We start from the raw sequence: 26184 nt of genomic DNA, 5'->3' as shown, positions 1-26184 counted from the left end.
AATTCATATCCTTACTCTTGTTTTTGTCTGATTTAACACCAACTCCTATCTAATCTTCCTGTTGGCCGCTCTGGATTTTCTAGAAAGGCACGTCAGGCATGTTAAAATAAAAAGTTAATCACATTTGCTGCGTTTTGAATCTCATCCGAATACTTTAGATGAGATTGTCGCAGTGTTTAAGAACCCAAAACTCAATCAAAGCATGTCATTCCTGACCAAAATATTCGGTAGCCGTAACCAACGGCTCTTGAAACAATATCAAAAAACTGTGCGTGAAATTAACGCCTTAGAGCCAAAGTTGGAAGCTTTGACTGATGAGCAATTAAAAGCGAAAACTCCTGAATTTAAGGAGCGTTTGGCGAAAGGCGAAACCTTAGACGCCTTGTTGCCTGAAGCTTTTGCTGTTTGCCGCGAGGCCAGTAAGCGCGTCTTGAAAATGCGTCATTTTGACGTGCAGATGATGGGCGGTATGGCTTTGCATTTTGGTAAAATTGCCGAAATGGGTACGGGTGAAGGTAAGACCTTGATGGCAACTTTACCGATTTATCTGAATGCTTTGTCAGGTAAAGGGGTGCACGTTGTTACTGTCAATGATTATTTGGCGCAACGTGACGCGGATCAGATGGGCGAGCTGTACGGTTGGCTAGGTTTGACGACGGGTGTCAACCTGTCCCAGTTAGAGCACGATGCAAAACAAATTGCCTATGGCTCTGATGTTACCTACGGCACGAATAATGAATTTGGTTTCGACTATTTGCGCGACAACATGGTGTATGAAGCCAAAGATCGCGTACAGCGCTCTTTGAATTTTGCCGTGGTCGATGAAGTCGATTCGATTTTGATCGATGAAGCACGTACACCATTGATCATTTCTGGTCAGGCAGAAAATCATACCGAGCTATATTACAAAATTAATGAAGTACCAAAGCTCTTAACTTTACAAATTGGCGAGGAAACGCCGGATGGTAAGGGTGTGGTTGAGGTACCTGGCGACTATACGAAAGACGAGAAATCACATCAGGTTTTATTGACCGAAGCAGGCCACGATAAAGCTGAACGTATTTTGACGCAGATGGGTTTATTGCCCGAAGGTGCGTCCTTGTACGATGCCGCGAATATCTCTTTGGTACATCATTTGTATGCTGCGTTGCGCGCTCATGCGCTGTATTTCAAAGATCAGCACTATGTGGTACTGAATGATGAAATCGTGATCGTCGATGAATTCACTGGCCGTATGATGACCGGTCGTCGTTGGTCGGACGGTTTGCATCAAGCGGTGGAAGCCAAAGAAGGTGTTCGTATTCAAAACGAAAACCAGACTTTGGCATCAATTACCTTCCAGAATTATTTCCGTATGTACACCCGCTTGTCTGGTATGACGGGTACTGCGGATACTGAAGCTTACGAATTCCAAGAAATTTATAATCTTGAAACCGTGGTAATTCCACCGAATCGTCCTTCAGCTCGTAAAGATAGACAAGATCAGGTTTATAAATCTGCTGAAGAAAAATACGGCGCGATGCTAAAGGATATTCAGGATTGCTATGAACGTGGTCAACCAGTTTTGGTCGGTACGACCTCGATTGAAAATTCTGAATTATTGTCAGGTATTCTAGAAAAAGCGAAATTGCCGCATAACGTTTTGAATGCAAAACAGCATGCACGTGAAGCCGAAATTATTGCCCAAGCCGGTCGTCCAAAAGCGATTACTATCGCTACTAATATGGCAGGTCGTGGTACCGATATCGTCTTAGGTGGCAACGTCGCTAAGCAAGTGCAATTGATAGAAGCGTCTGAGTCCTTATCTGGTACTGAAAAGCAGATGCAGTCGCAAAAATTGCGCGATGAATGGCAATCTCTGCACGATGCAGTTGTTGCTGCGGGCGGCTTGCATATCGTCGGTACTGAGCGCCATGAATCACGTCGCGTTGATAATCAATTGCGTGGCCGTTCTGGTCGTCAGGGTGATCCGGGTTCTTCACGTTTCTATTTGTCTCTAGATGACGCCTTGCTGCGCATTTTTGCTGGTGATCGCGTACGTGCGATTATGGATAGATTGAAAATGCCGGAAGGCGAGCCAATCGAAGCTGGCATCGTCAGTCGTTCAATCGAGTCCGCACAGCGCAAAGTAGAGGCACGTAACTTTGATATTCGTAAGCAACTGTTGGAATACGATGACGTCGCGAATGACCAGCGTAAAGTGATTTACCAGCAACGCAATGAATTGCTGGAAGCGCAAGATATGTCTGAAATGATTGCCTCTTTGCGTGATGGCATGTTCCATGACTTGGTGCGTCAATACGTGCCGCATGAAACTGTCGAGGAGCAGTGGGATCTGGCTGGTTTAGAAGCCGTACTGGCAAGTGAATGGGCCTTGGATTTGTCCTTAGTTAGCTTGTTAGAGACAGAAAAGAATCTAACAGACGAAGATATTTTGGATCGCGTAGTGGCTGCGGCAAAAGCGGTTTACGATGCCAAAGTTGAAGTGGTCGGCAAAGATAGTTTCGCGGGATTTGAACGCAGTGTGATGTTGCAAAGCATTGATAGTCATTGGCGTGAACATCTGGCAGCACTGGATCATCTGCGTCAAGGTATTCATCTGCGCGGCTATGCACAGAAGAATCCGAAACAGGAATACAAACGTGAAGCCTTCGAATTATTTGGTCAAATGCTAGATATGATCAAAAACGAGGTAGTGCGTATTGTAGTGACGGTACGTATTCAATCGCGCGAAGAGATCGAAGCTGCTGAGCAACAGATGGCACAATCTCAAATAGAAAATGTCCATTATCAACATGCGGAGTTCGATGCCAATGCCTCACCAGAGGAAATGTTAGCGCCGTCACCTGTTGCTGGAAGCGATGTGCAGGAGCCATTTGTAGACCAAGGTTGGAAAATAGGTCGCAACGATGCTTGCCCATGCGGTAGCGGTAAAAAATATAAACAGTGTCACGGTAAATTAGCTTAGGCGGATATGAGCTAGTTCAATGAACTGTTTACGATGTGGTTAAAAAAAAGACGGGTTCGCCCGTCTTTTTTTTGTGGTTTACGTTGAGAGAATTTCAGTGATTAAGTGCGCGTTAGCGTTGCTTTCAACTTTAAGAGTTGGGCTTCTAGTGCGTCGAAATCTTCAGCTTGATATTCACTGAAAATGGCACGGCCTTGTTTCACGACCTCCGGAAATGCAGTGGCGAATTGTTGTTCACCTTCAGCCGTTAGCTTGATAAATAATTGACGCCTGTCCTCACCCCGTTCTCTTTGAATTAAGCCTTTTTGTTCTAGCCTGTCCAATACGCCAGTCAAGGTTCCTTTTGTAATTAAGGTCTTTTCACCCAACTCCTTGCATGTCATCCCAGGTGTGTTACCTAAGGTTGCGATGATGTCAAATTGTGAGTCGGTAAAGCCTAAAGAGCGTACTCGTTTGGAGGAGCTTTTTTCGAAGGATTGCATGCATTCTGAGAGTAAGCGAATGCTGCGTAAGTAGCGCTTTTCTAGCATGGGAGATAGTTTGAAACTGGTTACAGTTTGAAGAAGATTGAAATGGCAAAGGTGACTGACTAAAGTCAGTCACCGTGTGCAGAAGCAAGTTTAATTCATTTTGCTGGCTTCAACCTGAATTGATAATTTGACGTCAGGAGAGAAACCCCAGTTTAATGCGAAATTCATACCGAAATCGGAGCGCTTAAATTCTGCACTTGCATCGGCGCCACAAATTTCTTTTTTCGTCATACCATCTTCAATACATTTGAACTTGTTGATCGTCAAAAGCACAGGCTTGGTGACACCCAGTAAAGTCAATTCGCCCTCTACTGCAACCAGTTTGTCGCCTTCAAACTTCATCGATTTTCCGACATAAGTAATACTTGGAAACAGCGGTACATTGAACATGTCTTTGCTTTTCGCGTGATCATTCATTTTGGCGTGACCAAAATCCAAAGAGTTCGCATCGATGGTGATGTTCATAGTACCTGTTTTTGCTGCCCGATCTAAAGTGATGGTGCCTTCAGTCTTGGTGAACTTCCCGCGCCAGAAAGAAATGCCCTTGTGGTCGGCTTCAAAGCTCGGATAGGTATGGTTAGGATCGACTTTGTAAGTTTGAGCGAAACTTGGGGCTGCAACTGCGAACAATGCGATAGCGAGGATGTTGGATAACTTCATAGTGATGCTCCTGTAAAAGATCTGTAAATTAGAGATGTCGGGTACTACAGAGTGAATCATTGGTGCTTTAGATTGTTGCTTAGTAGAACTATTGCTTGGTGACGACTTTAAATTTGATAACAACTTCGTCGGCGATCATGTCAGTGTCTTTCCACTCACCTTCGCCAATGTTAAATGCCAGACGTTTGATGGGTAAGCTACCTTCAAAGCTGACAGATTTTCCTTCTGTTTTAATGCTTAAGGGAAAATTGGCGGTGATAGTTTTACCTTTGATGGTCAGATTGCCAGTTACATCTAATTTTCCCGGGCCAGAAGATTTCATCGCGGTTGAAGTAAAACTAGCTTTCGGAAATTGTGCTGCGTTAAACCATTCTTTTTTCAAAACTTCAGCGTTGTACTCAGGTGCTGGCAAATTCAAACTACCAGCATCAATCTCAACTTGTGCTTTAGAGTTTTCGGGTTTAGCGATGTTGTAGTCGATGTTTGCCGTAAATTTTTTGAATTGCGCTTGGACTGGCACATTCATTTGTTTGAAGACCACATGCACGGTGCTTTTTGCGGTATCGATTTGTACATTGGCAGCGTGACCAGAAGTGCTGCTTAAGCTGATAGCAGTCGCGATTATTAGCGTTGTTGTCAGGCTCGTGGCACTGAGCATCTCCGTAATCGGTAGTCGAATTGCTTGAGTAAGATTTTTCATGCTTATTCCTTGTTGGAGAAATCAGGCCACATTCTTTTTAAGATGTTGTCCTTGTTGATAAACTGATGTTTGAGCGCGGCTGCGATATGTAATAAGACGAGTAACAACATGCCATTAGTTAATACTTCGTGCAGCTCTTTGAAATTGTCTTTCATGTCAGGATCAGGCGTTATCAATGCGGGCAGTTCAATTAGGCCTAAATAAACCACAGGGAAACCTGCGGCGTAAGAGTAAAGATAGCCAGAAAGCGGTACCGCGAACATTAATACATACAGCGCAATGTGAGTCAGGCTTGCAAGCTGTTTTTCCCATGACTTCATACTGTCAGGATAGGCTGGCGCGGCACTGAGCAGGCGCACCAACAGACGAAGGGCAACCAAAGCCAAGACGGTCACACCTATCCATTTATGCCATGAATACAGTTTCAGTTTCGTGGGGCTGATTTTTAAATCGGTCATATAAGTACCCAAAGCAAATGCGGCAATGATCAGAACAGCGACCAGCCAATGCAATAAGACACTTTTCTTAGGATACGCTTGCATAAATTCTCCTAAAAAAGGAAATTAGTTCGAAGTAGAACTAATATAGCAAAAAAAAGCAAAGTCTGCACAACCGCATTGAAAAGCGACTTTGGTTGGTACAAAGACAAAAGTCCGCAGAATTGCTTCTGCAGACTTTTGTCTTGTTGAACATCATTGGCTTGAATGAGCCAAGTGAATTAAATTAGATCGCTTTTGCTAATTTCGCTGCTATGCCTGTGTAGTTTGCTGGTGTCATCGCTAACAGCAAGTCCTTGGCATCCTGTGGAATACTTAAACCGAGGATAAATTCACGCAAAGCTTCTTTAGAAATACCCTTGCCACGGGTTAATTCTTTTAATTGCTCGTAAGGATTCTCCACGCCATAACGGCGCATGACAGTTTGCACAGGTTCTGCTAAAACTTCCCAGGTATTGTCTAAATCTTCCGCCAGGCGAGCTTGATTAGTTTCTAGTTTATTCAAACCACGTACACAGCTGTCATAGGCTAATAGAGTGTAGCCAAGCGCCACGCCAATATTGCGTAACACCGTGGAGTCTGTTAGGTCGCGCTGCCAGCGCGAGATTGGTAACTTTTCAGATAAATGTTTGAGCAGGGCGTTCGCTAAGCCTAAATTGCCTTCAGAATTTTCGAAGTCAATAGGATTGACTTTATGCGGCATCGTTGAAGAACCAATTTCGCCTGCCTTAGTTTTTTGTTTGAAATAGCCGACCGAAATATAGCCCCAGATATCGCGATTTAAATCGAGCAAAATCGTGTTAGCGCGCGCGAATGCATCGAACATTTCTGCCATGTAATCGTGCGGTTCGATTTGGATAGTATATGGATTGTAGCTTAGGCCTAGGCGTTGTTCGATGACATTCTTGGAGAAGCTTTCCCAATCATGATTGGGATAGGCAGACAAATGGGCATTGTAGTTACCGACGGCGCCGTTCATTTTACCCAGGATTTCAACTTGCGCGATGCGTTGCGCCGCACGCTGCAGACGCGCGACCACGTTGGCCATTTCTTTGCCTAGTGTGGTTGGGCTCGCAGTTTGACCGTGTGTGCGTGACAGCATAGGTACGTCCGCATTGTCGTGTGCGATGTCGGTTAAGCGGGAAATCAATTTTTGCAATGCAGGCAGCATGACGCCATCACGTGCTGTTTTCAACATCATGCCGTGGGAGGTGTTGTTGATATCTTCGGAGGTGCAGGCAAAGTGGATAAATTCAGCAGCGGCTTTTAGTTCCGCTGTAATTTCAGGTGCAATGTTCAAGCTGCGCTGTGGCAGGTGATTGTAGCTTTCTGGAAGCGCCAAACCCACAGATTCTTTTAACCAGTATTCAACGGCTTTCACATCATGGTTAGTTACTGCTTCTATCGCTTTGATACGCGCCGCGTCATCTTCTGAAAAATCATTGGCAATACGATCTAACAATTCATTAGCTGCGGCAGAAAATGGTTTAATTTCCGCAAAGCTTGCTAAAGACAAAGCTTGCAACCAAGAGATTTCAACTTTAACGCGATGATGCATGAAGCCAGCTTCAGACAAAGTCGCGCGCAAAGCATCGACTTTAGATGCGTAACGTCCGTCTAGAGGGGAGAGGGCAGAGAGAGTAGAGAGAGACATGATGAAGAGTTGAATAGTTGAGGAAATTGAAGGGGAAATGCGTTTGGCTACTGAATTTACTGAAAGCAGTATTCTGTTTGCGTCAAGTGATCGTCATCTCGCGATGATGGGCTGTGAAAGGCAATGTCAGCCCTTAAATTTTCAGTTGAATCGAAATAAGCTGAGATTTTACCATTTTTAGACTCTTAATTCTTAGCTTAATTATTATCATTGTGATATTTATGTGGTGTGGTTTAGACTTTGATCTGGATCAGCAATGATATAATTTCCCTTGGTAAAAAACTTTGATCATGTGAAAGTACTATGAAACTCATTGGCTCCCTTGCAAGTCCTTACGTTAGAAAAGTTCGCGTGGTGATGGCGGAAAAGAAACTGGACTACGCTTTGCTGTTGGAAAATGTCTGGGCCGCTGATACTACGATCCAGCAATCCAATCCACTTGGCAAAGTACCGTGTTTATTGATGGAAGACGGTGGTGCGATGTTTGACTCGCGCGTGATAGTCGAATATTTGGATACCTTGACGCCAGTGGGTAAATTGATTCCACCACATGGACGTGAGCGTGCCGAAGTAAAGAATTGGGAGGCCTTGGCCGATGGTATTTTGGATGCCGCAGTGTTAATTCGCGCCGAACGCACGATGCGTGACCCTGCACAGCAGAGTGAAGCCTGGGTGAATCGGCAGTTGGATAAAGTGCATGCCGGTCTGAAATCCATGTCACAAGGATTGGGTGAGTCAGGCTTTTGCGTTGGTAATCATTTGACTTTAGCCGATATTAGCGTCGGTTGTTGTGTCGGCTGGCTAGCTTTCCGTTTTCCAGAAATCAAATGGCACGATGATTATCCTAATCTGGCTAAGTTGTTCGATAAATTGTCTGAGCGCCCTTCATTCAAAGAATCGATGCCTGAATAAATTACTCATCTCGGATTTTTAAAGCAAAAAAAAGCATGTGGTGTACATGCTTTTTTTCGACTTAGACTTAGATTAAGCGTTAGACCAAAGCGTTTATCCACGCAATGAAAAGTTGATGCTGGCCGTGGCAAGTACCATCGTTGCTTTGCCATCTTCAATATAGGGTTTGAACAGTGCGCGCAATAAAGCTGATTTAGCAGACTCGTCTAGGCGCGCAAAACCTGATGATTTCAAGATCTCTACTTTTTCAGCCCGACCCTTATCGTTAACCAAGACTTGCATCACCACCCGGCCTTCTTCGCCTAGGCGGCGTGCTATTGCTGGATACTCTGCTTGCGGTGCATTGATGTATTCCACAGCGCTCACTACTTTGGGACCGCTGGGTTCCGCTTTGGCAATTATCGGTGTGTTCACCACGGGCGTTGGGTTAGGTGGTGCTGGAGTGTCAGCAACTGCGGGCGCAAGCTGAATCGCATTCTCATTGTCACTTTTTATCGCCATCTGCGGTATCACAGGTGTCACCACATTCTTAGCCGGTGGTGTCTGTTCCGCTTTCGCAACGGGCACAGGTGGTTGCGGCAACATGCTTGGTACCATCATCACAATGGTTTCTTTTGCTTTGTTCTGGAGGCGTTCAACAGGATTTAATATGATTAAACCAAATACGACCAAGTGCGCGATTGCGATCAATGTTCCGGTCGCAAATTGACGAGGTAATGGTGCCTGTTGCAGCGTATTCATGATGTTCTGCCTTAGTGATAGGTGACTCAAGCCTGCTTGAGTATGGATTTAATCTAAATAAGAATAATTCGTATTTAGATTATGTATCAAATTGTGGCGAACTGCAAGAAATTTGTGCGCTGCAGAAGTTGATGTTTGTGATCGCTCAAAGGTAAACATTTGCTGCGATGCATGACTGTAGTTCAGAATAAAAGCAGCCGGTTAAGCTGCTTTATTGATTGCAGAGTTTGAATCTTGTAAGTCAAAACTGGGTTTGACTTTCATTGATTTATATTTTTTATAAATTTTAAGCCTTTCAACTACCCATTTCCTCACCCAAGCGAACTGCGCCGGCGGGCTTCCATGCCGGGTTAAATTGCATACTATCCTTGGCGAAAAGCATGACGACAGTTGAACCTAGAAGGAAGCGACCCATTTCTTCGCCTTTTTTCAATTGGATATCTTGATCGGTATAAATCCATTCTCGTACCTTATCGGTACGCGGCGGGTTGACGATGCCGTGCCAGACGGTTTGCATGCTACCAACAATGGTCGCACCTACTAGTACAAGGATAAATTCACCATGGGGCGAATCAAATACACAGACAACACGTTCATTACGTGCGAATAGACCAGGGACGCCGCGTGCAGTGGTGGGATTGACCGAGAATAATTCGCCAGGCACATAAATCATGCGTTTCAAGCGACCATCGCAAGGCATATGTATACGGTGATAGTCGCGCGGACTTAGATAAATATTGGCGAATTGACCGTCGTGATATTTTGCAGCGAGACTAGCATCGCCACCGACTAAAGCGGTGGCCGAAAAATAGTGCCCTTTTGCCTGAAAGATTTGTCCTTGCTCTATCGTACCGAATTCACTGATGGCGCCGTCGACAGGGCAAGCGTATTTTGAGGCGGAAATAGGGCGAGCATCGGCACGAAGTGGACGGGTAAAAAACTCGTTAAAGCTGGCGTAGCTGGCCGTGTCAGGATTGGCGGCTTCTTGCATATTTACATGATATTTTTTGACGAACCAATTGATCAGGCGGGTCGTGCGTTTGCCGCCTCGGTCATTGGCAACCAGACCCGCAAAAGCAGTTAATAAGTATTTAGGTAAAAAATATTGCGGTAGCACAGCTAAGCGGTCGGACACGGCGAACTCATTGTAGAAATAAAGAATCGCGATTATAGCCGCAGAGTGTTTGAGAAAAGCGGTTTTAGGCTTTGTATCCAATAATTTGTGAATCCACCACCTGTGCGGACAACATAGTCAGAATAGTTTTTTTGGAATTGAGTCAGCCAGAAAGAAAATTCAATCTGTCATAGACTTTTAGTGAATCTCAATTATGATGGTTCGGATTCATAGTTGTAGAGGAAAGCGCTGGGTAAAAATGGCGCATTAGCTGTTCCCTAAGAGATATTTAGAAATAATCTATTGGATTGTGGTATTTGATAGTGATAAGCTTCGTTTTAATGCAGTTCAAACGATGCTGCCGACAAATTCCTTGCTGGATTAGAGTATAAGATCCGGCGAGATTTAAACTGAAACACCCATGTTCATCATCAGGAGAAATCAATGAAAACAGTAGGACAAAAACTCGATGCATTTAGCGTACCAGCAGCTAAGCCAGGATTTAATCATCACGAAGAAAATGGCGTATCCGCTTTTGAAACAATTACTGAAGCGTCTTTCCCTGGTAAATGGAAAGTCATCTATTTTTACCCAAAAGATTTCACATTTGTTTGCCCAACTGAAATCGTCGAATTCGCAAAATTGGCGAGTGATTTCTCTGACCGTGATGCGGTTTTGATGGGTGGCTCTACAGATAACGAATTCTGCAAATTGGCATGGCGCCGTGAACACAAAGATCTGGACAAGTTGAATCACTATGCATTCGGCGACGCGACAGGTTCTTTGGTGGATATGTTGGGTGTACGTGATGTCAACGCAGGCGTGGCTTTGCGCGCAACTTTCATCGTTGATCCAGACAATGTCATTCAACACGTTTCTGTGAACAACTTGAACGTCGGTCGTAACCCAACTGAAATTCTGCGTATTTTGGATGGTTTACAAACGGATGAGCTCTGCCCATGTAATCGTACAGTAGGCGGTTCGACATTATAAATTCAATTGTAGGGGACATGGCATTGTTGCTTGTCCTCGCAATACTTGTGTATTGCTGTGGGAAGCGCCTAGCCCTGTCCTCCTAAAATTGAATTTCTAATTGCCGATCTGTTCAGCTTTGGTCGTCATTGCGACAAAGTCTTCGGATAGTCTGAAGTTATGAAGCACTTACTTTTAGCCGTTGCTTCAGCTAAAGTACAATCAACCCGCTCCGGCGGGTTTTAAAAACGCTTTTTGATAGGTGAAAACTATGGAATTTCTTACTTTGATTAAAAATAGCATTCCAGATTATGCTAAAGATATTCGTTTGAATGTAGATAGCACGATTGCGCGTTCTAGTTTAGAAGCTAACGATGCTGTAGCGGTTGCCTTGGCGGCGGCGTTTGCGACGAAGAGTAAAACCCTGATCGACTTGATCAAAAACTCAGGTCATATCGCGCCGGAAGAAGTGCAGGCGGCGATGACTGCGGCGGCGTTGATGGGTATGAATAATGTCTGGTATCCATTCGTGGAAATGGCCGATGATGAAGACTTGAAGTCTCAAGGTGCGCAATTGCGTATGAACGCCTATGCGACTAATGGCGGCGTTGATAAACGTCGCTTTGAAATGTACGCGCTGGCGGCTTCTATTGTTGGTAAATGTCACTTCTGTGTGAAATCGCACTTTGATTTATTGCGTAAAGAAGGCATGTCCACCACGCAGTTGCGTGATGTCGGCCGGATTGCCGCCGTGATCAATGCAGCGTCCCAAGTAATTGCTGCTGAAGGCTAATTTGAAGAGCTTAACAATAAGTATTAAGTTCGAATTTGCTGATGAAAGGAGCTGCCGAGATGCGATCAAATTTTGTTGCCTGCGTATTGCAGATATTGACCGAAATTGGTGGTGCTAAATAAAACAAAGCCGACACTTCGTCGGCTTTTGTTCACGCATACTGAAGTTCATACTCACTTAAAGAATTACAACCTCTTCACCACGACGCAGCCGATGGAGTAACCCGCGCCAAAAGAACAAATCACGCCTATCGCATCTTTGCTCAAATCATCTTGATATTTGTGGAACGCAATGATGGATCCGGCAGAAGAGGTATTGGCATAGGTGTCCAAAATGGTCGGTGATTCTTCTGGTGTTGCATCGCGGCCGAGTATGAGTCTGGCGATGAGCAAGTTCATATTTAGATTCGCTTGATGTAACCAAAAGCGTTGAATTTGACTGATTTCCAAACCAGAATTTTGCACGGTAGTCGTAATGGTTTCGGCCGCCATAGGACAGACTTCCTTAAATACTTTACGACCCTGTTGCCGGAATAATTTGTCCGGTTTGCCGATGCCTGTTTCATCGGCACGATTTAAGAAGCCAAAATTATTCCGGATATTATTTGAAAATTGCGTCTTGAGTTTCATACCCAAAATCGCGAATTGGTGGGGCGAAGTTGCCAGATCAGCGCGCTCCAATAAAATCGCAGTACAGGCATCGCCGAAGATAAAATGGCTATCGCGATCACGCCAGTTCAAGTGGCCGCTGGTAATTTCCGGGTTTATCACCAATACGGCACGCGCCTGACCGCTTTGTATTGCACTCATCGCGGCTTGTATGCCAAAAGTCGCTGAGGAGCAGGCAACATTCATATCGTAGCCATAGCCGTCAATACCAAGCGCATTTTGAATCTCTACTGCCATGGCTGGATAGGCACGTTGCATATTGCTGGCAGCACAAATCACTGCATCGACATCAGCTACCGTTTTGCCCGCACGTTCTAAAGCCTGAAAGGCCGCTGCGACTGCCATCTGGCACATAATCGAAGGCTCATCGTCAGAACGTTCTGGAATGCGCGGGACCATGCGATTAATGTCGAGCAAGCCTGCTTTATCCATCACATAGCGTGATTTGATGCCAGATGCCTTTTCGATAAAAGCGACACTGGAGGGTTCTAGAGCGGTCACACTGCCATCGCTGATCGCGTCCGCATGTTCGGCATTGAACTGCTCGACGTAAGCATTGAAGCTGGCGATTAGTTCTTCGTTAGAGATTGATTGTTCGGGTGTGTATAGGCCAGTGCCACTGATGACAACTTGATTCATCTGGGTTTCCTCGGTTGGATGTGGGTGAGGTAGATTGCGCTGCTTCTTATGCTGAATAGAAATCAAAAACTAATACTCTCTGATTGCTTCCTACTCAATACTGGCGACGCTTAGCCTTCTGATTCTACACAAGTCCAGAGTGTTTACTGTTGAAACACAAAAAATTTAGAGGACTTATTCCAACAAAATCAGCGTTCCTATTTGAGCTAAATCCGGGCTAAATCCGGGCTAAACCGCCATATAACGCCCAGGTCTGTGATTCAACATGATAGCCAGATTAAGCACAATAGCCCCCAGTATAGATGCCAGCATAGCCATAGGCGACACCACCATAAACGACGCCAACACGATACAAACATCCATGCCCATTTGTAATTTGCCAGCACGAATGCCGTGCTTGTCTTGCAAGTACAAACTCAGAATATTGATACCACCGAGGCTGGCTTGATGACGAAATAAAACAATAAAACCCACGCCCATCAAGGAGCCGCCAAGCAGGGCTACATAAAATGGTGTCAAGCTGCTTAGTTGAATTAATTTGGGATGTAATCCAGACAGAACAGAGACCAGCGCTACAGAACAAAAAGTCTTGAGCGTAAATTTCCACCCCATACGTTTCCAAGCGAACCAGTAAAACGGTATATTCAAGAGGAAAAAAACCAAACCAAATGAAAGCCCGGTTGCATAATGAATCAGGAAGGCGAGGCCGGCGGTGCCACCGGTAAATAAGCCCACTTGATTAAACAAGGCGACGCCAAGCGACACTAATAATGTGCCGGTAAGAATGGCGAGTACATCTTCGACTAAATTATGCGGAACGGCGGGAGTTGGGATAGGCATTGCAGTTTTCATACAAAAGTCGTTCTATAGCAGCTTGATGAGCCGAGAACACGATTGTAACTTTGCTGCTACTGCCAGAAGCGCACTCAGATGATTTATCTGCGCTTTGCTTGATGCGGCTCAAACACACTTGTTTGCAGGCAAAGCGAGATTGTCTGCAAACAAGTTTCATGTAAAGACGGGATTCTGCGGTGTCGCTATTGCCAAAATTACTTGTGTTTAAGTTTTTAACGATTTAATCAGGTCTTCTACTTCAGACTTGGTTTTTTTGGGTAATTCGGGTTTGAAATTTAGGGCTTTTTCAAACGCAGCCAAGGCTTTCGCTTTGTCACCTAACATCTGCCAAGCTTTTCCTAAGCGATAAAATATGCCCGCACTGGCATCGATCGCCATCGCTTTTTCCAAGTGAGGAATGGCTTCTTTAGCTTTGCCTTGTTCTTGTAGCGTTTTTCCTAAACCAAAATAGCCATGCACAGCATCGGGAAAGCGTTGCGTTACTTCGCGGAAAATTTTCTCTGCATCAGCAAATTTTTTCTCGTTAATTTGAGCATGGCCTATGCTAGCCAGAATGTTTCTTTGTTGACGCGCAAGTACCTCTGAATTACTGGTATTGACGGCCAGAGCACCAGAGGCGGCGCGGTCAATATTGTCGTCCTGCAGATCTAAGCTGGCCTGCAATAAAGCACCGGCAGCTGGGCTGAATTTGATGGTTTCTACGACCAGATCTTTGGCCTTGCCTGTGCCACCGCCAACAAAGCTGGGGGCTTGTAAATAGAACTGCATCAAAGAAGAGCGAGCGCTGAAATTACTTGGATCGAGCTCTATCGCTTTCTTGAACGAGTCACGGATCTTACCCACATAACTGATTGCCGACATAACGCCACCTTTTTGCGCTTTGGTGCCGAGTACATTACCCAGGGCTTCATGGCATTCAGAATTTTTAGGATGGGCGCTAATACATTGTTCTGCATATTTGCTCGCTTCGTCGAGACGGCTTTCCTTCCCTTCGATCAAAATAAGTTCAGTCTTCGCGAGCAGGGCGTCTGGATTGCTGGGTTCACTGGCTAACTTTGCCGCGACTGCTTTTTCGACTTCTGAGTACTTTTTTGCTTTGAGCAAAGCATCATATTCATGCGCCGAAGCGATGTTGCAAGTGAGGAGTGCGGCTAATATGGGTAACAAAGTCAATTGCGGTTTCATTGGCAAATCCTGTAAAAAAGAGAAAAATACATGAGGCGGGCAGAGTGTCACTTTTGCATTAACGATTGTCAATGAAAAAGCGATGACACACAATTTAACAATGATGAAGTGCTAAAAAAATGGCGCGAACGGATTTGTAATTTTGTGCTTCTTCTAGTGGCAATGATTTGAATTACCAGGAATGCATTGACTAAATACTATGTCAACAGACCCTGACACTTCGTAAAATTTTTTAGGCTTTTTGTATTGCAAATTGAAATTCTGAGAAGCTTTCGCATCGTTTGTCATAACCAAGCCTTAATTCTAAGGTAAAGTTATGACTTCTTCATTTCGGAAAGTTGGTCGTTGGATAATCTTCTTTTGATCATGGCAGCGCTGTTTTTGGTGTTGCTCAATGGTTTTTTTGTGGCTGCCGAATTTGGTTTAGTCAAGCTTCGTCAAACCCGGGTGCGCAGTCTGGCAAAGGTCAATGGCCTGCGAGGTCGCCTGCTTGCGACTGTTCATAATCATTTAGATGCTTATCTTTCAGCCTGTCAGCTGGGCATCACGCTTGCTTCATTAGGTCTCGGTTGGATAGGTGAGCCTGCGTTTGCCCGCATACTAGAACCAATACTCATACAAGTAGGTGTTGAATCGGCCAAGCTGGTACACGGAATTTCCTTTTTTTTCGCCTTCTTCGTTATTTCTTTCTTACACATCGTGATTGGCGAGTTAGCGCCTAAATCAATGGCGATTCGTATGCCAGAGCGCGTGTCGTTGTGGACGGCGCCAGCTTTGTACCTATTCTATTGGGCGATGTTTCCCGTTATCTGGGTTCTCAATAATAGTGCCAATACGATATTGTCGTGGCTGGGTTTAGATGCCAGTCATGGACAGGACGCCCATTATTCACCTGAGGAATTAAAGATGATTTTGCGTGGCAGTCATGCCAGCAAAAAACTCACGCCTGATGAGTGGAGCATCATGGCGCAGATGTTGGATTTTGGTGATTTGGAAATTTCAGATTTGATGCGTCCGATTAATGAAGTGGTCGCCATGTATAAGGATGCCTCATTAGAAGAAAATATGGCGACTGCTGCGCGCAATCGGTTTAGCCGTTACCCTTACATCGATAGTGATGGTGAAACGGTCTTAGGTACACTGCATTTAAAAGACTTATTTTTGGCGCAGCAAAGTGGTAAATCTTTGCAAGACTTGGGTAAACATTTGCGTCACGTTGAGTATGTACCACCGAATATGCCGGCATTGGAGTTGTTCCGCCGTTTCCGTAAAGGTGCGCCGCATTTCGCGATGGTCGGATATCGCGACAGCAAACCAGTGGGTTTTTTGACTTTAGATAATTTACTGAGTGCCTTGGTGGGACAGATTCGTGACGAATTCCGTCAGAATGATAACGACTGGACGCTATTGGATGACGGTACTTTAATTGGCAAAGGAAGTCTGCCTTTGTTCACTTTAGGCATCGCGCTTGGTATCGATTTGGATAGCGAAGAGGTTGAATCTATCGGCGGTCTGATTATGCACGTCTTAGGAGACCTACCAGAAGAAGGTCAGAAAATTGAATTTCCACAATTTGATGCCGTCGTCAAAAAAATGAACGGCCCTCGCATAGTGCTGGTTCGCATACATCCAAAAGCGGGTGAAGAAATGTAATCTGGCTTTCTTGCCGCTAAGTGTCAATGTCCAAATTAATCACCAAGACAGATGCCAATATCCCGTGCTGTTTGTAAGGTGTCGCCATCTAAAGGTACACCTTTCATGCGACCTGCGACTTCAGCCAGATTTACATATTTTACATTCGGAAAATCGAGTGCGACCATAATCCCTGAATAACCTTGCTGCAAAGCGCGGACAGCTGCAGCGCCAAAACGCATGGCCGACAGGCGGTCAAAAGCGGTAGGGCTACCGCCCCGTAAGAGATGGCCTAGCACAACAGCGCGTGCTTCTTTTCCAGTTTGCTTTTGTAATTGCTGTGCTAATTGTTCCCCGATGCCACCAAGACGTTCAACCGAACCTAATCCTGCTACTTGCTCCAGATGATGCTGTCCCTCTTTCGGTAGCGCGCCTTCGGCAGCAACGATAATGCTGTAATGACGTCCCGCCTTGGTTCTGGCTTCAATTTTCGCAGCGATTTTTTCCAGGTCATATGGAATCTCAGGAATCAAGATAGCATGTGCGGTGCTAGCCATGCCAGCATGCAGTGCTATCCATCCTGCATAACGTCCCATGACTTCTACCACCATAATTCGCTGGTGACTTTCTGCCGTGCTATGCAGTCTGTCTATGCATTCGGTCGCAAATGCGACCGCCGTGTCAAAGCCAAAGGTGGTATAAGTTTTGTCTAGATCATTATCAATTGTTTTGGGCACACCAATTACGCGCAAACCTTGTGCTATGCCGCGTTCATGTAGTGCATTGGCAATCGTTAATGTGCCGTCACCACCGACGCAAATCAGCGCATCAATTTGCCTAGATCTTAGTTGTTGAATGACCTCTTGGCCACGATCGACTTCTTTCTGTTCGCCATACTCATCCGTCACCACAAAACGCAAAGGATTGCCATGGTTGGTTGTCCCGAGTATGGTGCCGCCCAGATGACTGATGCCGCGTACCAAATCTTTGTCTAATGCGAAAACACCATTTTCAGGATAACGACCAGGGCACAAAATGCCATTAAATCCCTCCCGTATGCCAAAGCACTCCCAGCCAAGGCGGGTCGCTGCTAAAACTACAGACCGTATCACCGCATTGAGGCCAGGCGCGTCACCACCACCGGTAGAAATAGCGATACGACGTATAGGATTTTGGGTTTGCATATAGCGATGAATTTCCGTGTGAAGTCGCCTGAAGTCTGATTGAAATTAAAATTAAAACTAATTGATGGCTTCAGCTGGCGTGTTGTGTCACTGACTTTTTATATGCCGTTCAAAGGAATTTTTAAATAGCTGATCCCATTTGCTTCTGGCGGTGGCGGCATACCTGCACGTATATTAATTTGTACCGAAGGCAGTATTAATACTGGCATGTCCAATGTGGCATCACGTGCCTTGCGCATGGTAACGAAATCTTCTTCACTGATGCCATCATGTACGTGAATATTGTTACGTTTTTGTTCTGCGACACTGGTTTCAAATCGAATCGCACGACCATTAGGGGGATAGTCATGACAGATAAAAATACGTGTCTCGTCCGGCAAGCTCAATAATTTTCTTATAGAGCGATATAACATGTGGGCATCACCACCCGGAAAATCGCATCGTGCCGTGCCGACATCAGGCATAAACATGGTGTCACCGACAAACAATGCGTCCCCAATTTGATATGCCATATCCGCCGGCGTGTGGCCGGGGACATATATAGCTTTTGCCTTTAATGCGCCGATAAAAAATTCTTCGTCTTCGGCAAATAAGTGATTGAATTGCGAACCGTTGACGGCAAATTCTGATTCTAAATGGAATAATTTTTTGAAGACATTTTGTACTTGGTTGATATGGGCGCCAATTGCAATTTTGCCGCCCGCTTGTTGCTGCAGATAATGTGCGCCTGATAGATGGTCAGCATGTGCGTGGGTTTCTATAATCCACTCTAAGCTTAATTCTTGATCGCGTAAGGCATGCAGCAATTGATCTGCGCTTTTCGTTTTTGTGCGACCAGATTTGGGATCGTAATCAAGCACGGGATCAATAATCGCAGCATGGCCGCCAACTTGATCGAAAACCAAATGGCTAGCGGTGCAAGTGACAGTGTCAAAAAAACTTTGGATATGAGGAGTCATGGGAAATAGGGATGAGTAATACCAATTGACTTGCATAATATCAAACCATAAAATGAACGCAAGACAATTTCTGTTCAATGCGGTGTTATGACCCAAATCAGCTCGTAAAGCTAGGGTAGCAAACTAAACAAAACTAAGTTCGCCAAGTTTGCATTAGTGCTACATGTAAATGCTGAGTTTCTCCGCTTCTTTTCCCTCCTTTCAAGATTGATTATGACCATCATGGCCCTGCTGTTAGCTCTAGGTATTGGAATTGCTGTGGGCGTGATTATGGGATTGACTGGCGCTGGTGGCGGCATGCTAGCGGTACCTGCTCTAGTCTACAGTCAGGGCTGGAGCATGCAGCAAGCGATGCCGGTTGCTTTGCTTGCGGTGAGCCTTGGAGCCTTGATTGGCGCGATTGATGGATTACGTCGCAAGCAAGTGCGTTATAAGGCCGCCACTTTGATGGCCGTCGCCGGTGCGCCAATGACTTCGCTTGGTATTTTTGTCGCAAAAAGTATGTCCCAGCGCTGGCTGATGTTGGCGTTCTCCACCGTCTTATTGATTGTGGTCGTGCGTCTGATTTTTCAGGTCAGAGTGCAATCGGGGGGGGAGCCACAAGTCGCTGAGCGGCAAGATGCGCTGGCCTGCGTGAATCGTCAAACAGGGAAATTTGACTGGACTGTAAAAACTGCCAGCGTGATTAGTTTGATAGGTGCCTGTGCTGGTTTTTTTACTGGATTACTTGGAGTAGGGGGCGGCTTTATCATTGTTCCACTACTAAGGCATTTTACTAATTTATCGATGCAAAGTGCCGCTGCCACCTCTTTGATGGTAATTGCCTTAGTTGGTTCAGTCGCAGTCGCTTCGGCGATTTTGCATGGGGCTGAGATACCGCTGTTGTTTTCTTCGGTATTTGCATTGGCATCAGTTGCGGGTGTCTTGTTGGGACGACGTATAGCGAATTTATTACCGTCGGCGACAGTGCAAATGATTTTTGCCGGAATGTTAATTTGCGTCGCGATCAGCTTTTTGGTGAAAGCCTTGTGATTTATAGCTCAAGCTCAGCTTGGGTGAGTTTATTTTTTCGGCGCAGGTAAATTTGCCGGGCTTTGCGAACCCAAGGAACTTAGCAAGGCCGCCTGATTTTCCAACTGTCGTGCAACGTTGCCGCACACCAGATCGCATAAGGCATAAATACCGGAGTCTGCAATCCTGTAATAAACCGAAGTGCCGCGCCCCTCTCGTGCCACCAAACCGTGTTTGGCTAGGGTCGATAAATGACGTGATACATTCGCCTGGGAACAGGCGCAGGCTTCGGCCAGCTCGCCCACATTTTTTTCCCCGTCACGTAAATAGTTCAAAATACGTAAACGGCTAGGCTCTGCTAATGCAGAAAAATATTGAGCAACCTGGCTCAGTGCTTGTTCGGATAGACCTTCCATGTTTTCATTTGCCTTATTGATGTTGGGCATAATGTTACCTCTTTTATTCTTGCCTTGGGTCTTTAGCGAGTTTTTTGTTCGGGTATCTGATCGTAGAAAGTGCTCTTGGATTTGATTGCACTCAGGTTTGCTTTGTGTTTCGAACACGCCTGCCATTTTTTCTGTTTGCAGTTTGCGCAAAAATGACTATAACTAAAAGACAGGCACTCGCTAGTGCGGTCTGTTGTCTTGTTTGTATTGGCAAGTTATGAAGTTTTTATTCAGTCTTACCAGTTTATGAAAGCGCTGGTGTTTGCCTCCCGATAATCTTGAACTTGGAGGCAATAATGAAACGACGTTTATATTACATGCTGCCCGATGTGCCAAGCGCCCGGGCCATGTTAGATGAGTTGTTGTTAGCACGGGTGGAAATTGGGCGCATCCATTTTTGTGCTAAAGAAGGCAGCTTGCCATCAGATATGCCAGAAGCAAATTCATTTCAAAAAACCGATTTGGTGCATGGCGCAGAAGTTGGGATTTTGATTGGCGCAGTGTCGGGATTGATTGCGGCGTCTCTGTTTCTACTTTTCCCTTTAGATAGTTTGGAGTCGCGCTTAATTGGCTTTATGGCTGCTATCGGGATGGGGGCTTTCTTTGGATCTTGGGTCTCGGGTATGGCGGCCGCGGCGATACCGAATTCTAGCCTCAGCCGTTTTCAAGATCAGATCGCCCAGGGACAAGTTTTATTGATTGTGGATTTGCCCTACCATAGAGTTGCAGAAATCGAAGATATGATGGCAAGACGGCATCCAGAAGTAAATTTTGGTGGTGTCGATCCGCATATTCCTATTTTTCCATAAATTTACTTAAACCTATTCCTGATTTACTTACTAAAATTAACAGCTTCAAGGTTCTAGCCTGAAGCTGTTTTTTTATCCTCCCTCGCAATAATGGCATGAAGTAAGGCGAGGCGGGGACAAGTAGGTCAGCATCTAATTTGTGTAAATTACAATAAATTGTTTTTTTTTGAAACTGAGCGCTTAAACAAACTTCATAAGTTGAACTATTGACGTAAAACTTACTCCAAAGCAAATGGCTTAAGTCTTACAAAAACATAGTCCAAATCGGAATTCAATTTACACCCCCCAAAATAAGGATAAATTCATGTCCCCTAAAAAAATCGTGCAAGTGATAGGCCTCGCTTTTTGTATTTCTCTTAGTGCTGTGCCATCCTATGCCGCGACACCGGCTTCTGTATTGCCTGCGCATGCTCGTGCCGACAAAATTACGGCACCGGCAGCGAGTCTGGGATTTGAATTGGGGGAATGGCATGCGCGACCAGAACAATTAGTCTCTTACTATCAATTATTAGCAAGCCAGTCACCGCGGGTGCAGGTAAAAATTGTTGGCTACACCCATGAGCGTCGCCCGATACTGAATGTCATCATTACCAGCCCCAAAAATCAGGCCCGTTTGGCAGAGATAGAAGCAGCTCGCGGACGCGGTGAAAGTGATACGCCATTGGTTGTTTATCTTGGCTATAGCGTGCACGGTAATGAACCTAGCGGCGCAAATGCGGCGCCTGCCGTTGCATGGCATTTAGCGAGTTCCACAGATACTTCAGTGAGCGAAATGCTGGACCGCACCGTGGTAGTGATAGATCCCATGTTGAATCCTGATGGCTTAGCGCGGTTTGCGTCATGGGCGAATGCCTATCGAGGCCAGACCTTAGTCTCAGACCCGAATACTTTAGAACATAATCAAAGTTGGCCGAGTGCACGTGGTAATCATTATTGGTTTGATTTGAATCGTGACTGGTTATGGTTGCAGCATCCTGAATCACGTGCACACGTCGCAACTTTCCAAACTTGGCGTCCGCATGTATTTGGCGACTTTCATGAGCAGGGTACAGACGCTACCTATTTTTTTCAGCCTGGCGTACCTTCGCGCACACATCCTTTGACGCCACAAAACAATCAAAGCCTGACAGAAGCCATCGCAAAATTTCATGCGAAGGCATTTGATGCTCGCGGAGAATTCTATTTCAGTCGCGAAGGTTTTGACGATTTTTACTACGGCAAAGGTTCGACTTATCCGGATGTCCAAGGTAGTGTCGGTATCTTGTTTGAGCAAGCCAGTTCGCGCGGGCACGTCCAGGAATCTCGCAATGGCATTCTAAAATTCGAACACACTGTCGCCAATCAAATCACCACATCTTTAAGCACTTTGCAAGCAGCTGATGCGATGCGCGAGCAATTAATTTCGCATCAAAAAAACTTCTTTGAAGAAGCGAAAAAAATGGCTGCCGCCGACGCTAATCGTGCCATGTTATTTGCTGCAGAAGGCAATCCCGCACGTCTGCGTGACTTTGCCCATTTATTGAAACAGCATGGAATTGCCGTCCATCAGGTGAAGGGTAGCGTCAGCATCAATGGCCAGCGTTACGATGCACGTAATGCGATTGCGGTACCACTCAATCAGCGTCAAAATCGTTTGCTAGAAGGCATTACTGAGCTACGCACTCAATTTAAAGACAATACGTTTTATGATGTGTCGGCATGGAGTGTGACCAAGGCATATGACCTGGCAAGCGCGAAGAGTGCAGGCGATGTGATCGGTGAGCCAGTGCAGATTTTGCCAAAAGCAAATTTGAAAGCAGAATCGAATATTGCTTATGCTTTTGCTTGGGAAAATGATGATGCAGCACCTTTATTGGCGGAACTGAGCCAGACCGGTTTGCGCTTGCGTACGGTCACTAAACCGATGCGCATACAAACTAGCGAGGGTGCAAAGGATTTGGGAATTGGCAGTATCATCATTCCAGTCGCAATGCAGAGTATGTCATCGGCAAATGTAGCAGAAATCGTACGTAAAGCGACAGCCAATTATAGTGTCGATGTGATGGCATTGACTTCAGGTTCGGGCAGTACAGGTGTTGACCTGGGAAGCGCTAGTTTGAAGTCGGTAGAGCGCCCGCGCGTCGCCATGTTGACCGGAGCAGGTTTGGACTCGACCTCAGTTGGGGAGCTGTGGCATTGGCTAGACACACATTTGCATTTGCCGGTGACGCAGTTGAATCTGGATCGTGTCGCTAGCATGCAATTAGAGCGTTACACCCATATCGTGATGGCAGACGGAAATTATCGTATGTCAGATGAAGCGAATAAAAATATTGAACGTTTCGTTAAGCAGGGTGGTGTTGTGATCGGGGTAGAGGGCGCTTTGAAGTGGGCTAGCGGTCAGTCATATCTACATACGAAGTTGGTAAAAAATGAGGGCGCAAAAAAATCTGAGACTGATGATAAAAAATCTGATGATAAGAAGCCTGACGATAAGAAAGTGGATGACAAAAAAGCGAAAGACACCCGACTCGCTTACAAAGATCAGGACACAAACGCAGCAAAGGAATTGGTGGCGGGCGTGATTTTTGAAACCGATATCGATCGTAGTCATCCTTTGGCTGCAGGTATCCCACGCGATCAGCTGCCCGTATTTCGTGCGCAGGCCGATGTGTATAAATTAGAGGGAGATCGTTATGGAACGGTCGCTGCGTATAGCAGTAATCCAGTGATCAGTGGTTATGTATCGGCGGAGAATGCCAAACGAATTGCCGGTTCCGCCGCTTTCACAGCTGAGCGAGTTGGTAGTGGTAGCGTGATTTTGGCGAGCGCCGCTTTAGGTTTTAGAAGTGGCTGGTTAGGCAGTCGTCGCCTGTTGGAAAATGCCTTATTCTTTGGCAAAGCATTTGAAAAAGCAAGGGTAGAGGGTAACGAAGCAAATGAGGACTGAGCTACAGTTTAGATTTTTTGTGTCTGGTTTTTTTGTGTTGATTTAGTAAAAAATAGCCGTCTTATGCAAAACGCCTTTTCCAGCAAATGCTGTGAAAAGGCGTTTTGTTTTGTATGAACAGTCGGTTTATCGCGCACAGATTACAGGCAATTTTAAATTTTGATCTAGGCTAGCGAATTCAACGTACCGCACTTAAATCAAAATGTGGATTTTGAATTATGCCGAATCGATTACCAAATGGATCGGTAACTGCTGCGACACGAATTCCACCACCGACTTCGGTTACGGCTTCTAGAGCCGTCGCTCCTAGAGAAAGTAAGTGCGCGAAAGCTGTGTCTGCATCTGCCACACCCCACAAAGCCTGGCTGCCGGCAATGCCAGAAACGCCATCGGGTATTAAGCCTAATTCAAAACCACCAACGGCAAATCCCACATAGAAAGCTTCATCAAAGTAAGGAGCTTGTCCCAGCACTTCGCTATACCAAGCTTTCGCGGCCGCAATGTCATTGACGGGATAAATAGTAGTGCGTAAGCCTAAGATCATGGTTGCTCCTGTGTTTTCTCTAAAGCATGAAGCGTTTGAATAAACTAGGTTTATTCATTGGGTTGACTGTATTGGCTTTAACCAAATCTAACATCGCTATAATTTTGTCATGCGTGATAGGTTTTTCAAAGCTGGCATGTACTTTTAAGCCTTGAATACGCGCAATTTTTTCCGCGAAATTGAGAATCGGACCATTGTAATTGGAAAGCGATAAATGGTTGTCTACAGGCGGTATCAAGTTGTGTCCAGAAATTATCAAGATATCTGCCTGACATCCATCGAGCGCCAGATGGCTGAGCAATTCCATACCGCCTAATTGCGGCATACATAAATCGCAAATAATCAGGTTAGGTCGTTGCGTTGCCTGGCGATAGGCGTTCAATCCTTCCAAACCATTGTGTGCCAACTTGATCGAACCTACACCGAGATCGCGCAAGGCGACGCTCAGTAGCTCTAATAAAAACTGATCGTCATCGACCAGCAAAACATGTAAGCCCGAGTAATCCACATCGGGATTTAGGGTGGTGGTATTCATGATTTTTCTTAGTTAGGTGGGGTGTGTAAAGTATAGCGAAATTTCTACTAAATTAACAATATTTGCGATATGCGGTCTCAGTTTTACGATTTTCTGTTGCATAGCGATGTTTTGCCAGTCTGGCGGTCCCAGTGTAAGCTAGCGCTATGGAAAATAATTTACAAACGAATTTACAAGCCGCCCAGCCTCTAGAGTTTCGGGCAGCGCGTTTTATCAAAGAGATAGGGCGAGGTAAAGAGGGGGCGCGCAGTTTGTCGCGTCAAGATGCTTTTGACTTATACAGCGCGATGTTGGATGGCCGCGTTTCCGATTTGGAAATGGGGGGCATTTTGCTCGCGATGCGGATTAAAGGCGAATCGATCGATGAAATCAAAGGTTTTTTGGAGGCGGCTATTGCAGGAGCGGTTCTGCCCATGCAAGCGCCAACAGAAAGTGAATTTGCTCCTATTGTGATCCCTAGTTATAACGGCGCCCGAAAAAAACCAAATTTGACACCCTTGTTAGCGTTGTTGTTAGCGCAGGCTGGTGCACCCGTGGTAGTGCATGGCGTTATGCGTGATGTGGGGCGAGTTGCCAGTGCCGAAGTTCTGCAGGCCTTAGGTGTAGAGCCAGCGCAGAGCGTGGGGCAGGCGCATAGTCAGTTGCAGCAGAAGTGCCTGACATTTTTGCCCATACAAGTTCTGGCACCTAAAATGCATAGAATTTTGGCGATGCGCGCCGTGCTCGGGGTGCGTAATTCTACTCACACTTTGGTGAAGCTTCTGCAGCCATTCGTATTCTCCGGGCATCCCGCTCTGCGTTTGAGTTCGTACACGCATCCAGAATATCAGCTCATGTTAGATGCTTATTTGCGAACCCTGCATACACCGCAGCTTGGAGCCACTTTCTTGATGCGAGCTACTGAAGGAGAAGCCGTTGCCAGTACCGGTCGGGCTCAACAAATAGATTGCTATTACATGGGGCAGCACAGACGTTTGTGCGAAACTGAGGCACAACTAGGTACATTGATGGAAGATTTGCCATCAAGTGCGGAGGCTTCCGTGACAGCTGCCTGGACGCAAAAAGTCTTGGCTGGTGAGATCGCCGTTCCTGCCAATATTGCCCGTCAGCGTGATTTGTGTCTGCAAGTCGCAAGGGAAATTAAATTAGTCAAATTGATTTCTTAATCTATTCTATGACGTCTATTCGGATGTTTTGGCTAGGCTTAAATAAGCTTATGCCAGTCTTGCCGTTTTGAACAAGTATTT

At 45.6% G+C, this 26184-nt stretch carries 24 protein-coding genes; 9 read left to right on the top strand and 15 right to left on the bottom strand.

What is annotated here, in order from left to right:
• The first annotated feature begins 202 nt into the window (after window positions 1–202).
• Window positions 203–2968, top strand: a complete 2766-nt coding sequence (secA, locus tag AC1RR2_RS04825; RefSeq protein ID WP_493221161.1) for a preprotein translocase subunit SecA — start codon at window positions 203–205, stop codon at window positions 2966–2968.
• 101 nt (window positions 2969–3069) lie between these two features.
• On the opposite strand, the gene AC1RR2_RS04820 is transcribed toward secA, so the two are convergent.
• The 5 genes from AC1RR2_RS04820 to purB all read right to left on the bottom strand — a co-directional run bounded on the left by AC1RR2_RS04820 (window position 3070) and on the right by purB (window position 7009).
• On the bottom strand, window positions 3070–3450 hold the full coding sequence (locus AC1RR2_RS04820) for a MarR family winged helix-turn-helix transcriptional regulator (RefSeq protein ID WP_493221160.1): 381 nt from the start codon (window positions 3448–3450) through the stop codon (window positions 3070–3072).
• 138 nt (window positions 3451–3588) lie between these two features.
• Window positions 3589–4158, bottom strand: coding sequence for a YceI family protein (locus tag AC1RR2_RS04815; RefSeq protein WP_493221159.1), 570 nt, complete (start codon window positions 4156–4158; stop codon window positions 3589–3591).
• An 88-nt stretch (window positions 4159–4246) separates the two neighbouring features.
• On the bottom strand, window positions 4247–4858 hold the full coding sequence (locus AC1RR2_RS04810) for a YceI family protein (protein WP_493221158.1): 612 nt from the start codon (window positions 4856–4858) through the stop codon (window positions 4247–4249).
• 2 nt (window positions 4859–4860) lie between these two features.
• Window positions 4861–5400, bottom strand: coding sequence for a cytochrome b (locus AC1RR2_RS04805; RefSeq protein WP_493221157.1), 540 nt, complete (start codon window positions 5398–5400; stop codon window positions 4861–4863).
• Between the two features lie 181 nt (window positions 5401–5581).
• Window positions 5582–7009, bottom strand: coding sequence for an adenylosuccinate lyase (gene purB / locus AC1RR2_RS04800; RefSeq protein WP_493221156.1), 1428 nt, complete (start codon window positions 7007–7009; stop codon window positions 5582–5584).
• Between the two features lie 303 nt (window positions 7010–7312).
• Between purB and AC1RR2_RS04795 the strand changes: the two genes are divergently transcribed.
• Window positions 7313–7921 carry a glutathione S-transferase N-terminal domain-containing protein gene (locus AC1RR2_RS04795; RefSeq protein ID WP_493221155.1) on the top strand — a complete coding sequence of 203 codons (609 nt, stop codon included), beginning with the start codon at window positions 7313–7315 and terminating at the stop codon, window positions 7919–7921.
• Window positions 7922–8014: 93 nt separating this feature from the next.
• Here AC1RR2_RS04795 and AC1RR2_RS04790 read toward each other — a convergent pair whose 3' ends face one another.
• Together AC1RR2_RS04790 and asd are read right to left on the bottom strand one after the other, a co-directional pair.
• Window positions 8015–8662 (bottom strand): energy transducer TonB, encoded by a 648-nt coding sequence (locus tag AC1RR2_RS04790; protein ID WP_493221154.1) that lies wholly within the window; start codon window positions 8660–8662, stop codon window positions 8015–8017.
• A 295-nt stretch (window positions 8663–8957) separates the two neighbouring features.
• Window positions 8958–9797, bottom strand: a complete 840-nt coding sequence (gene asd / locus AC1RR2_RS04785) for an archaetidylserine decarboxylase (RefSeq protein ID WP_493221153.1) — start codon at window positions 9795–9797, stop codon at window positions 8958–8960.
• 423 nt (window positions 9798–10220) lie between these two features.
• On the opposite strand from asd, the gene AC1RR2_RS04780 reads away from it, so the two are divergent.
• Together AC1RR2_RS04780 and AC1RR2_RS04775 are read left to right on the top strand one after the other, a co-directional pair.
• Window positions 10221–10769: a peroxiredoxin gene (locus AC1RR2_RS04780; protein ID WP_493221152.1), complete on the top strand. Its 549-nt coding sequence runs from the start codon at window positions 10221–10223 to the stop codon at window positions 10767–10769.
• A 250-nt stretch (window positions 10770–11019) separates the two neighbouring features.
• The gene (locus AC1RR2_RS04775; RefSeq protein WP_493221151.1) at window positions 11020–11541 is read left to right on the top strand and encodes a carboxymuconolactone decarboxylase family protein; all 522 of its coding nucleotides are present in this window, start codon (window positions 11020–11022) and stop codon (window positions 11539–11541) included.
• A 185-nt stretch (window positions 11542–11726) separates the two neighbouring features.
• Here AC1RR2_RS04775 and AC1RR2_RS04770 read toward each other — a convergent pair whose 3' ends face one another.
• From AC1RR2_RS04770 to AC1RR2_RS04760, 3 genes are all read right to left on the bottom strand, one after another.
• The gene (locus AC1RR2_RS04770; RefSeq protein WP_493221150.1) at window positions 11727–12848 is read right to left on the bottom strand and encodes a beta-ketoacyl-ACP synthase III; all 1122 of its coding nucleotides are present in this window, start codon (window positions 12846–12848) and stop codon (window positions 11727–11729) included.
• Window positions 12849–13076: 228 nt separating this feature from the next.
• Window positions 13077–13700, bottom strand: a complete 624-nt coding sequence (locus AC1RR2_RS04765; RefSeq protein WP_493221149.1) for a YitT family protein — start codon at window positions 13698–13700, stop codon at window positions 13077–13079.
• Window positions 13701–13907: 207 nt separating this feature from the next.
• Window positions 13908–14888 carry a tetratricopeptide repeat protein gene (locus AC1RR2_RS04760; protein ID WP_493221148.1) on the bottom strand — a complete coding sequence of 327 codons (981 nt, stop codon included), beginning with the start codon at window positions 14886–14888 and terminating at the stop codon, window positions 13908–13910.
• A gap of 366 nt (window positions 14889–15254) precedes the next feature.
• On the opposite strand from AC1RR2_RS04760, the gene AC1RR2_RS04755 reads away from it, so the two are divergent.
• On the top strand, window positions 15255–16541 hold the full coding sequence (locus tag AC1RR2_RS04755; protein ID WP_493221147.1) for a hemolysin family protein: 1287 nt from the start codon (window positions 15255–15257) through the stop codon (window positions 16539–16541).
• A 35-nt stretch (window positions 16542–16576) separates the two neighbouring features.
• Here the strand turns inward: AC1RR2_RS04755 and AC1RR2_RS04750 are convergent, their stop codons facing one another.
• Entirely contained in the window at window positions 16577–17704 is a 1128-nt protein-coding gene (locus AC1RR2_RS04750) for a 6-phosphofructokinase (protein WP_493221146.1), read from the bottom strand.
• 98 nt (window positions 17705–17802) lie between these two features.
• Window positions 17803–18663 carry an MBL fold metallo-hydrolase gene (locus AC1RR2_RS04745; RefSeq protein ID WP_493221145.1) on the bottom strand — a complete coding sequence of 287 codons (861 nt, stop codon included), beginning with the start codon at window positions 18661–18663 and terminating at the stop codon, window positions 17803–17805.
• A gap of 213 nt (window positions 18664–18876) precedes the next feature.
• Between AC1RR2_RS04745 and AC1RR2_RS04740 the strand changes: the two genes are divergently transcribed.
• Entirely contained in the window at window positions 18877–19695 is an 819-nt protein-coding gene (locus AC1RR2_RS04740) for a sulfite exporter TauE/SafE family protein (RefSeq protein ID WP_493221144.1), read from the top strand.
• A 29-nt stretch (window positions 19696–19724) separates the two neighbouring features.
• Here the strand turns inward: AC1RR2_RS04740 and AC1RR2_RS04735 are convergent, their stop codons facing one another.
• Entirely contained in the window at window positions 19725–20090 is a 366-nt protein-coding gene (locus tag AC1RR2_RS04735) for an ArsR/SmtB family transcription factor (protein ID WP_493221243.1), read from the bottom strand.
• Window positions 20091–20416: 326 nt separating this feature from the next.
• On the opposite strand from AC1RR2_RS04735, the gene AC1RR2_RS04730 reads away from it, so the two are divergent.
• Both AC1RR2_RS04730 and AC1RR2_RS04725 read left to right on the top strand, forming a co-directional pair.
• Window positions 20417–20929 carry a DUF1269 domain-containing protein gene (locus AC1RR2_RS04730; RefSeq protein ID WP_493221143.1) on the top strand — a complete coding sequence of 171 codons (513 nt, stop codon included), beginning with the start codon at window positions 20417–20419 and terminating at the stop codon, window positions 20927–20929.
• A 304-nt stretch (window positions 20930–21233) separates the two neighbouring features.
• Complete coding sequence (locus AC1RR2_RS04725) at window positions 21234–23858, top strand: M14 metallopeptidase family protein (protein WP_493221142.1); 2625 nt, start codon at window positions 21234–21236, stop codon at window positions 23856–23858.
• Window positions 23859–24036: 178 nt separating this feature from the next.
• Here the strand turns inward: AC1RR2_RS04725 and AC1RR2_RS04720 are convergent, their stop codons facing one another.
• Complete coding sequence (locus AC1RR2_RS04720; protein WP_493221141.1) at window positions 24037–24402, bottom strand: VOC family protein; 366 nt, start codon at window positions 24400–24402, stop codon at window positions 24037–24039.
• A 19-nt stretch (window positions 24403–24421) separates the two neighbouring features.
• The gene (locus tag AC1RR2_RS04715) at window positions 24422–24937 is read right to left on the bottom strand and encodes a response regulator (protein WP_493221140.1); all 516 of its coding nucleotides are present in this window, start codon (window positions 24935–24937) and stop codon (window positions 24422–24424) included.
• Between the two features lie 146 nt (window positions 24938–25083).
• Here AC1RR2_RS04715 and ybiB point away from each other — a divergent pair, with 146 nt between their 5' ends.
• Window positions 25084–26103, top strand: coding sequence for a DNA-binding protein YbiB (gene ybiB / locus AC1RR2_RS04710; RefSeq protein WP_493221139.1), 1020 nt, complete (start codon window positions 25084–25086; stop codon window positions 26101–26103).
• Window positions 26104–26184: the final 81 nt, after the last annotated feature.

It is taken from the genome of Undibacterium sp. GW821-FHT11H02, assembly GCF_058808015.1.
This window is presented reverse-complemented; position numbering and strand designations above follow the sequence as displayed.

Bases quoted from the DNA above. Each gene is read 5' to 3' on its own strand.
- secA (WP_493221161.1), top strand. From the start codon at position 203: ATGTCATTCCTGACCAAAATATTCGGTAGCCGTAACCAACGGCTCTTG.
- AC1RR2_RS04820 (WP_493221160.1), bottom strand. From the start codon at position 3,450: ATGCAATCCTTCGAAAAAAGCTCCTCCAAACGAGTACGCTCTTTAGGC.
- AC1RR2_RS04815 (WP_493221159.1), bottom strand. From the start codon at position 4,158: ATGAAGTTATCCAACATCCTCGCTATCGCATTGTTCGCAGTTGCAGCC.
- AC1RR2_RS04810 (WP_493221158.1), bottom strand. From the start codon at position 4,858: ATGAAAAATCTTACTCAAGCAATTCGACTACCGATTACGGAGATGCTC.
- AC1RR2_RS04805 (WP_493221157.1), bottom strand. From the start codon at position 5,400: ATGCAAGCGTATCCTAAGAAAAGTGTCTTATTGCATTGGCTGGTCGCT.
- purB (WP_493221156.1), bottom strand. From the start codon at position 7,009: ATGTCTCTCTCTACTCTCTCTGCCCTCTCCCCTCTAGACGGACGTTAC.
- AC1RR2_RS04795 (WP_493221155.1), top strand. From the start codon at position 7,313: ATGAAACTCATTGGCTCCCTTGCAAGTCCTTACGTTAGAAAAGTTCGC.
- AC1RR2_RS04790 (WP_493221154.1), bottom strand. From the start codon at position 8,662: ATGAATACGCTGCAACAGGCACCATTACCTCGTCAATTTGCGACCGGA.
- AC1RR2_RS04780 (WP_493221152.1), top strand. From the start codon at position 10,221: ATGAAAACAGTAGGACAAAAACTCGATGCATTTAGCGTACCAGCAGCT.
- AC1RR2_RS04775 (WP_493221151.1), top strand. From the start codon at position 11,020: ATGGAATTTCTTACTTTGATTAAAAATAGCATTCCAGATTATGCTAAA.
- AC1RR2_RS04770 (WP_493221150.1), bottom strand. From the start codon at position 12,848: ATGAATCAAGTTGTCATCAGTGGCACTGGCCTATACACACCCGAACAA.
- AC1RR2_RS04765 (WP_493221149.1), bottom strand. From the start codon at position 13,700: ATGAAAACTGCAATGCCTATCCCAACTCCCGCCGTTCCGCATAATTTA.
- AC1RR2_RS04760 (WP_493221148.1), bottom strand. From the start codon at position 14,888: ATGAAACCGCAATTGACTTTGTTACCCATATTAGCCGCACTCCTCACT.
- AC1RR2_RS04755 (WP_493221147.1), top strand. From the start codon at position 15,255: ATGGCAGCGCTGTTTTTGGTGTTGCTCAATGGTTTTTTTGTGGCTGCC.
- AC1RR2_RS04750 (WP_493221146.1), bottom strand. From the start codon at position 17,704: ATGCAAACCCAAAATCCTATACGTCGTATCGCTATTTCTACCGGTGGT.
- AC1RR2_RS04745 (WP_493221145.1), bottom strand. From the start codon at position 18,663: ATGACTCCTCATATCCAAAGTTTTTTTGACACTGTCACTTGCACCGCT.
- AC1RR2_RS04740 (WP_493221144.1), top strand. From the start codon at position 18,877: ATGACCATCATGGCCCTGCTGTTAGCTCTAGGTATTGGAATTGCTGTG.
- AC1RR2_RS04735 (WP_493221243.1), bottom strand. From the start codon at position 20,090: ATGGAAGGTCTATCCGAACAAGCACTGAGCCAGGTTGCTCAATATTTT.
- AC1RR2_RS04730 (WP_493221143.1), top strand. From the start codon at position 20,417: ATGAAACGACGTTTATATTACATGCTGCCCGATGTGCCAAGCGCCCGG.
- AC1RR2_RS04725 (WP_493221142.1), top strand. From the start codon at position 21,234: ATGTCCCCTAAAAAAATCGTGCAAGTGATAGGCCTCGCTTTTTGTATT.
- AC1RR2_RS04720 (WP_493221141.1), bottom strand. From the start codon at position 24,402: ATGATCTTAGGCTTACGCACTACTATTTATCCCGTCAATGACATTGCG.
- AC1RR2_RS04715 (WP_493221140.1), bottom strand. From the start codon at position 24,937: ATGAATACCACCACCCTAAATCCCGATGTGGATTACTCGGGCTTACAT.
- ybiB (WP_493221139.1), top strand. From the start codon at position 25,084: ATGGAAAATAATTTACAAACGAATTTACAAGCCGCCCAGCCTCTAGAG.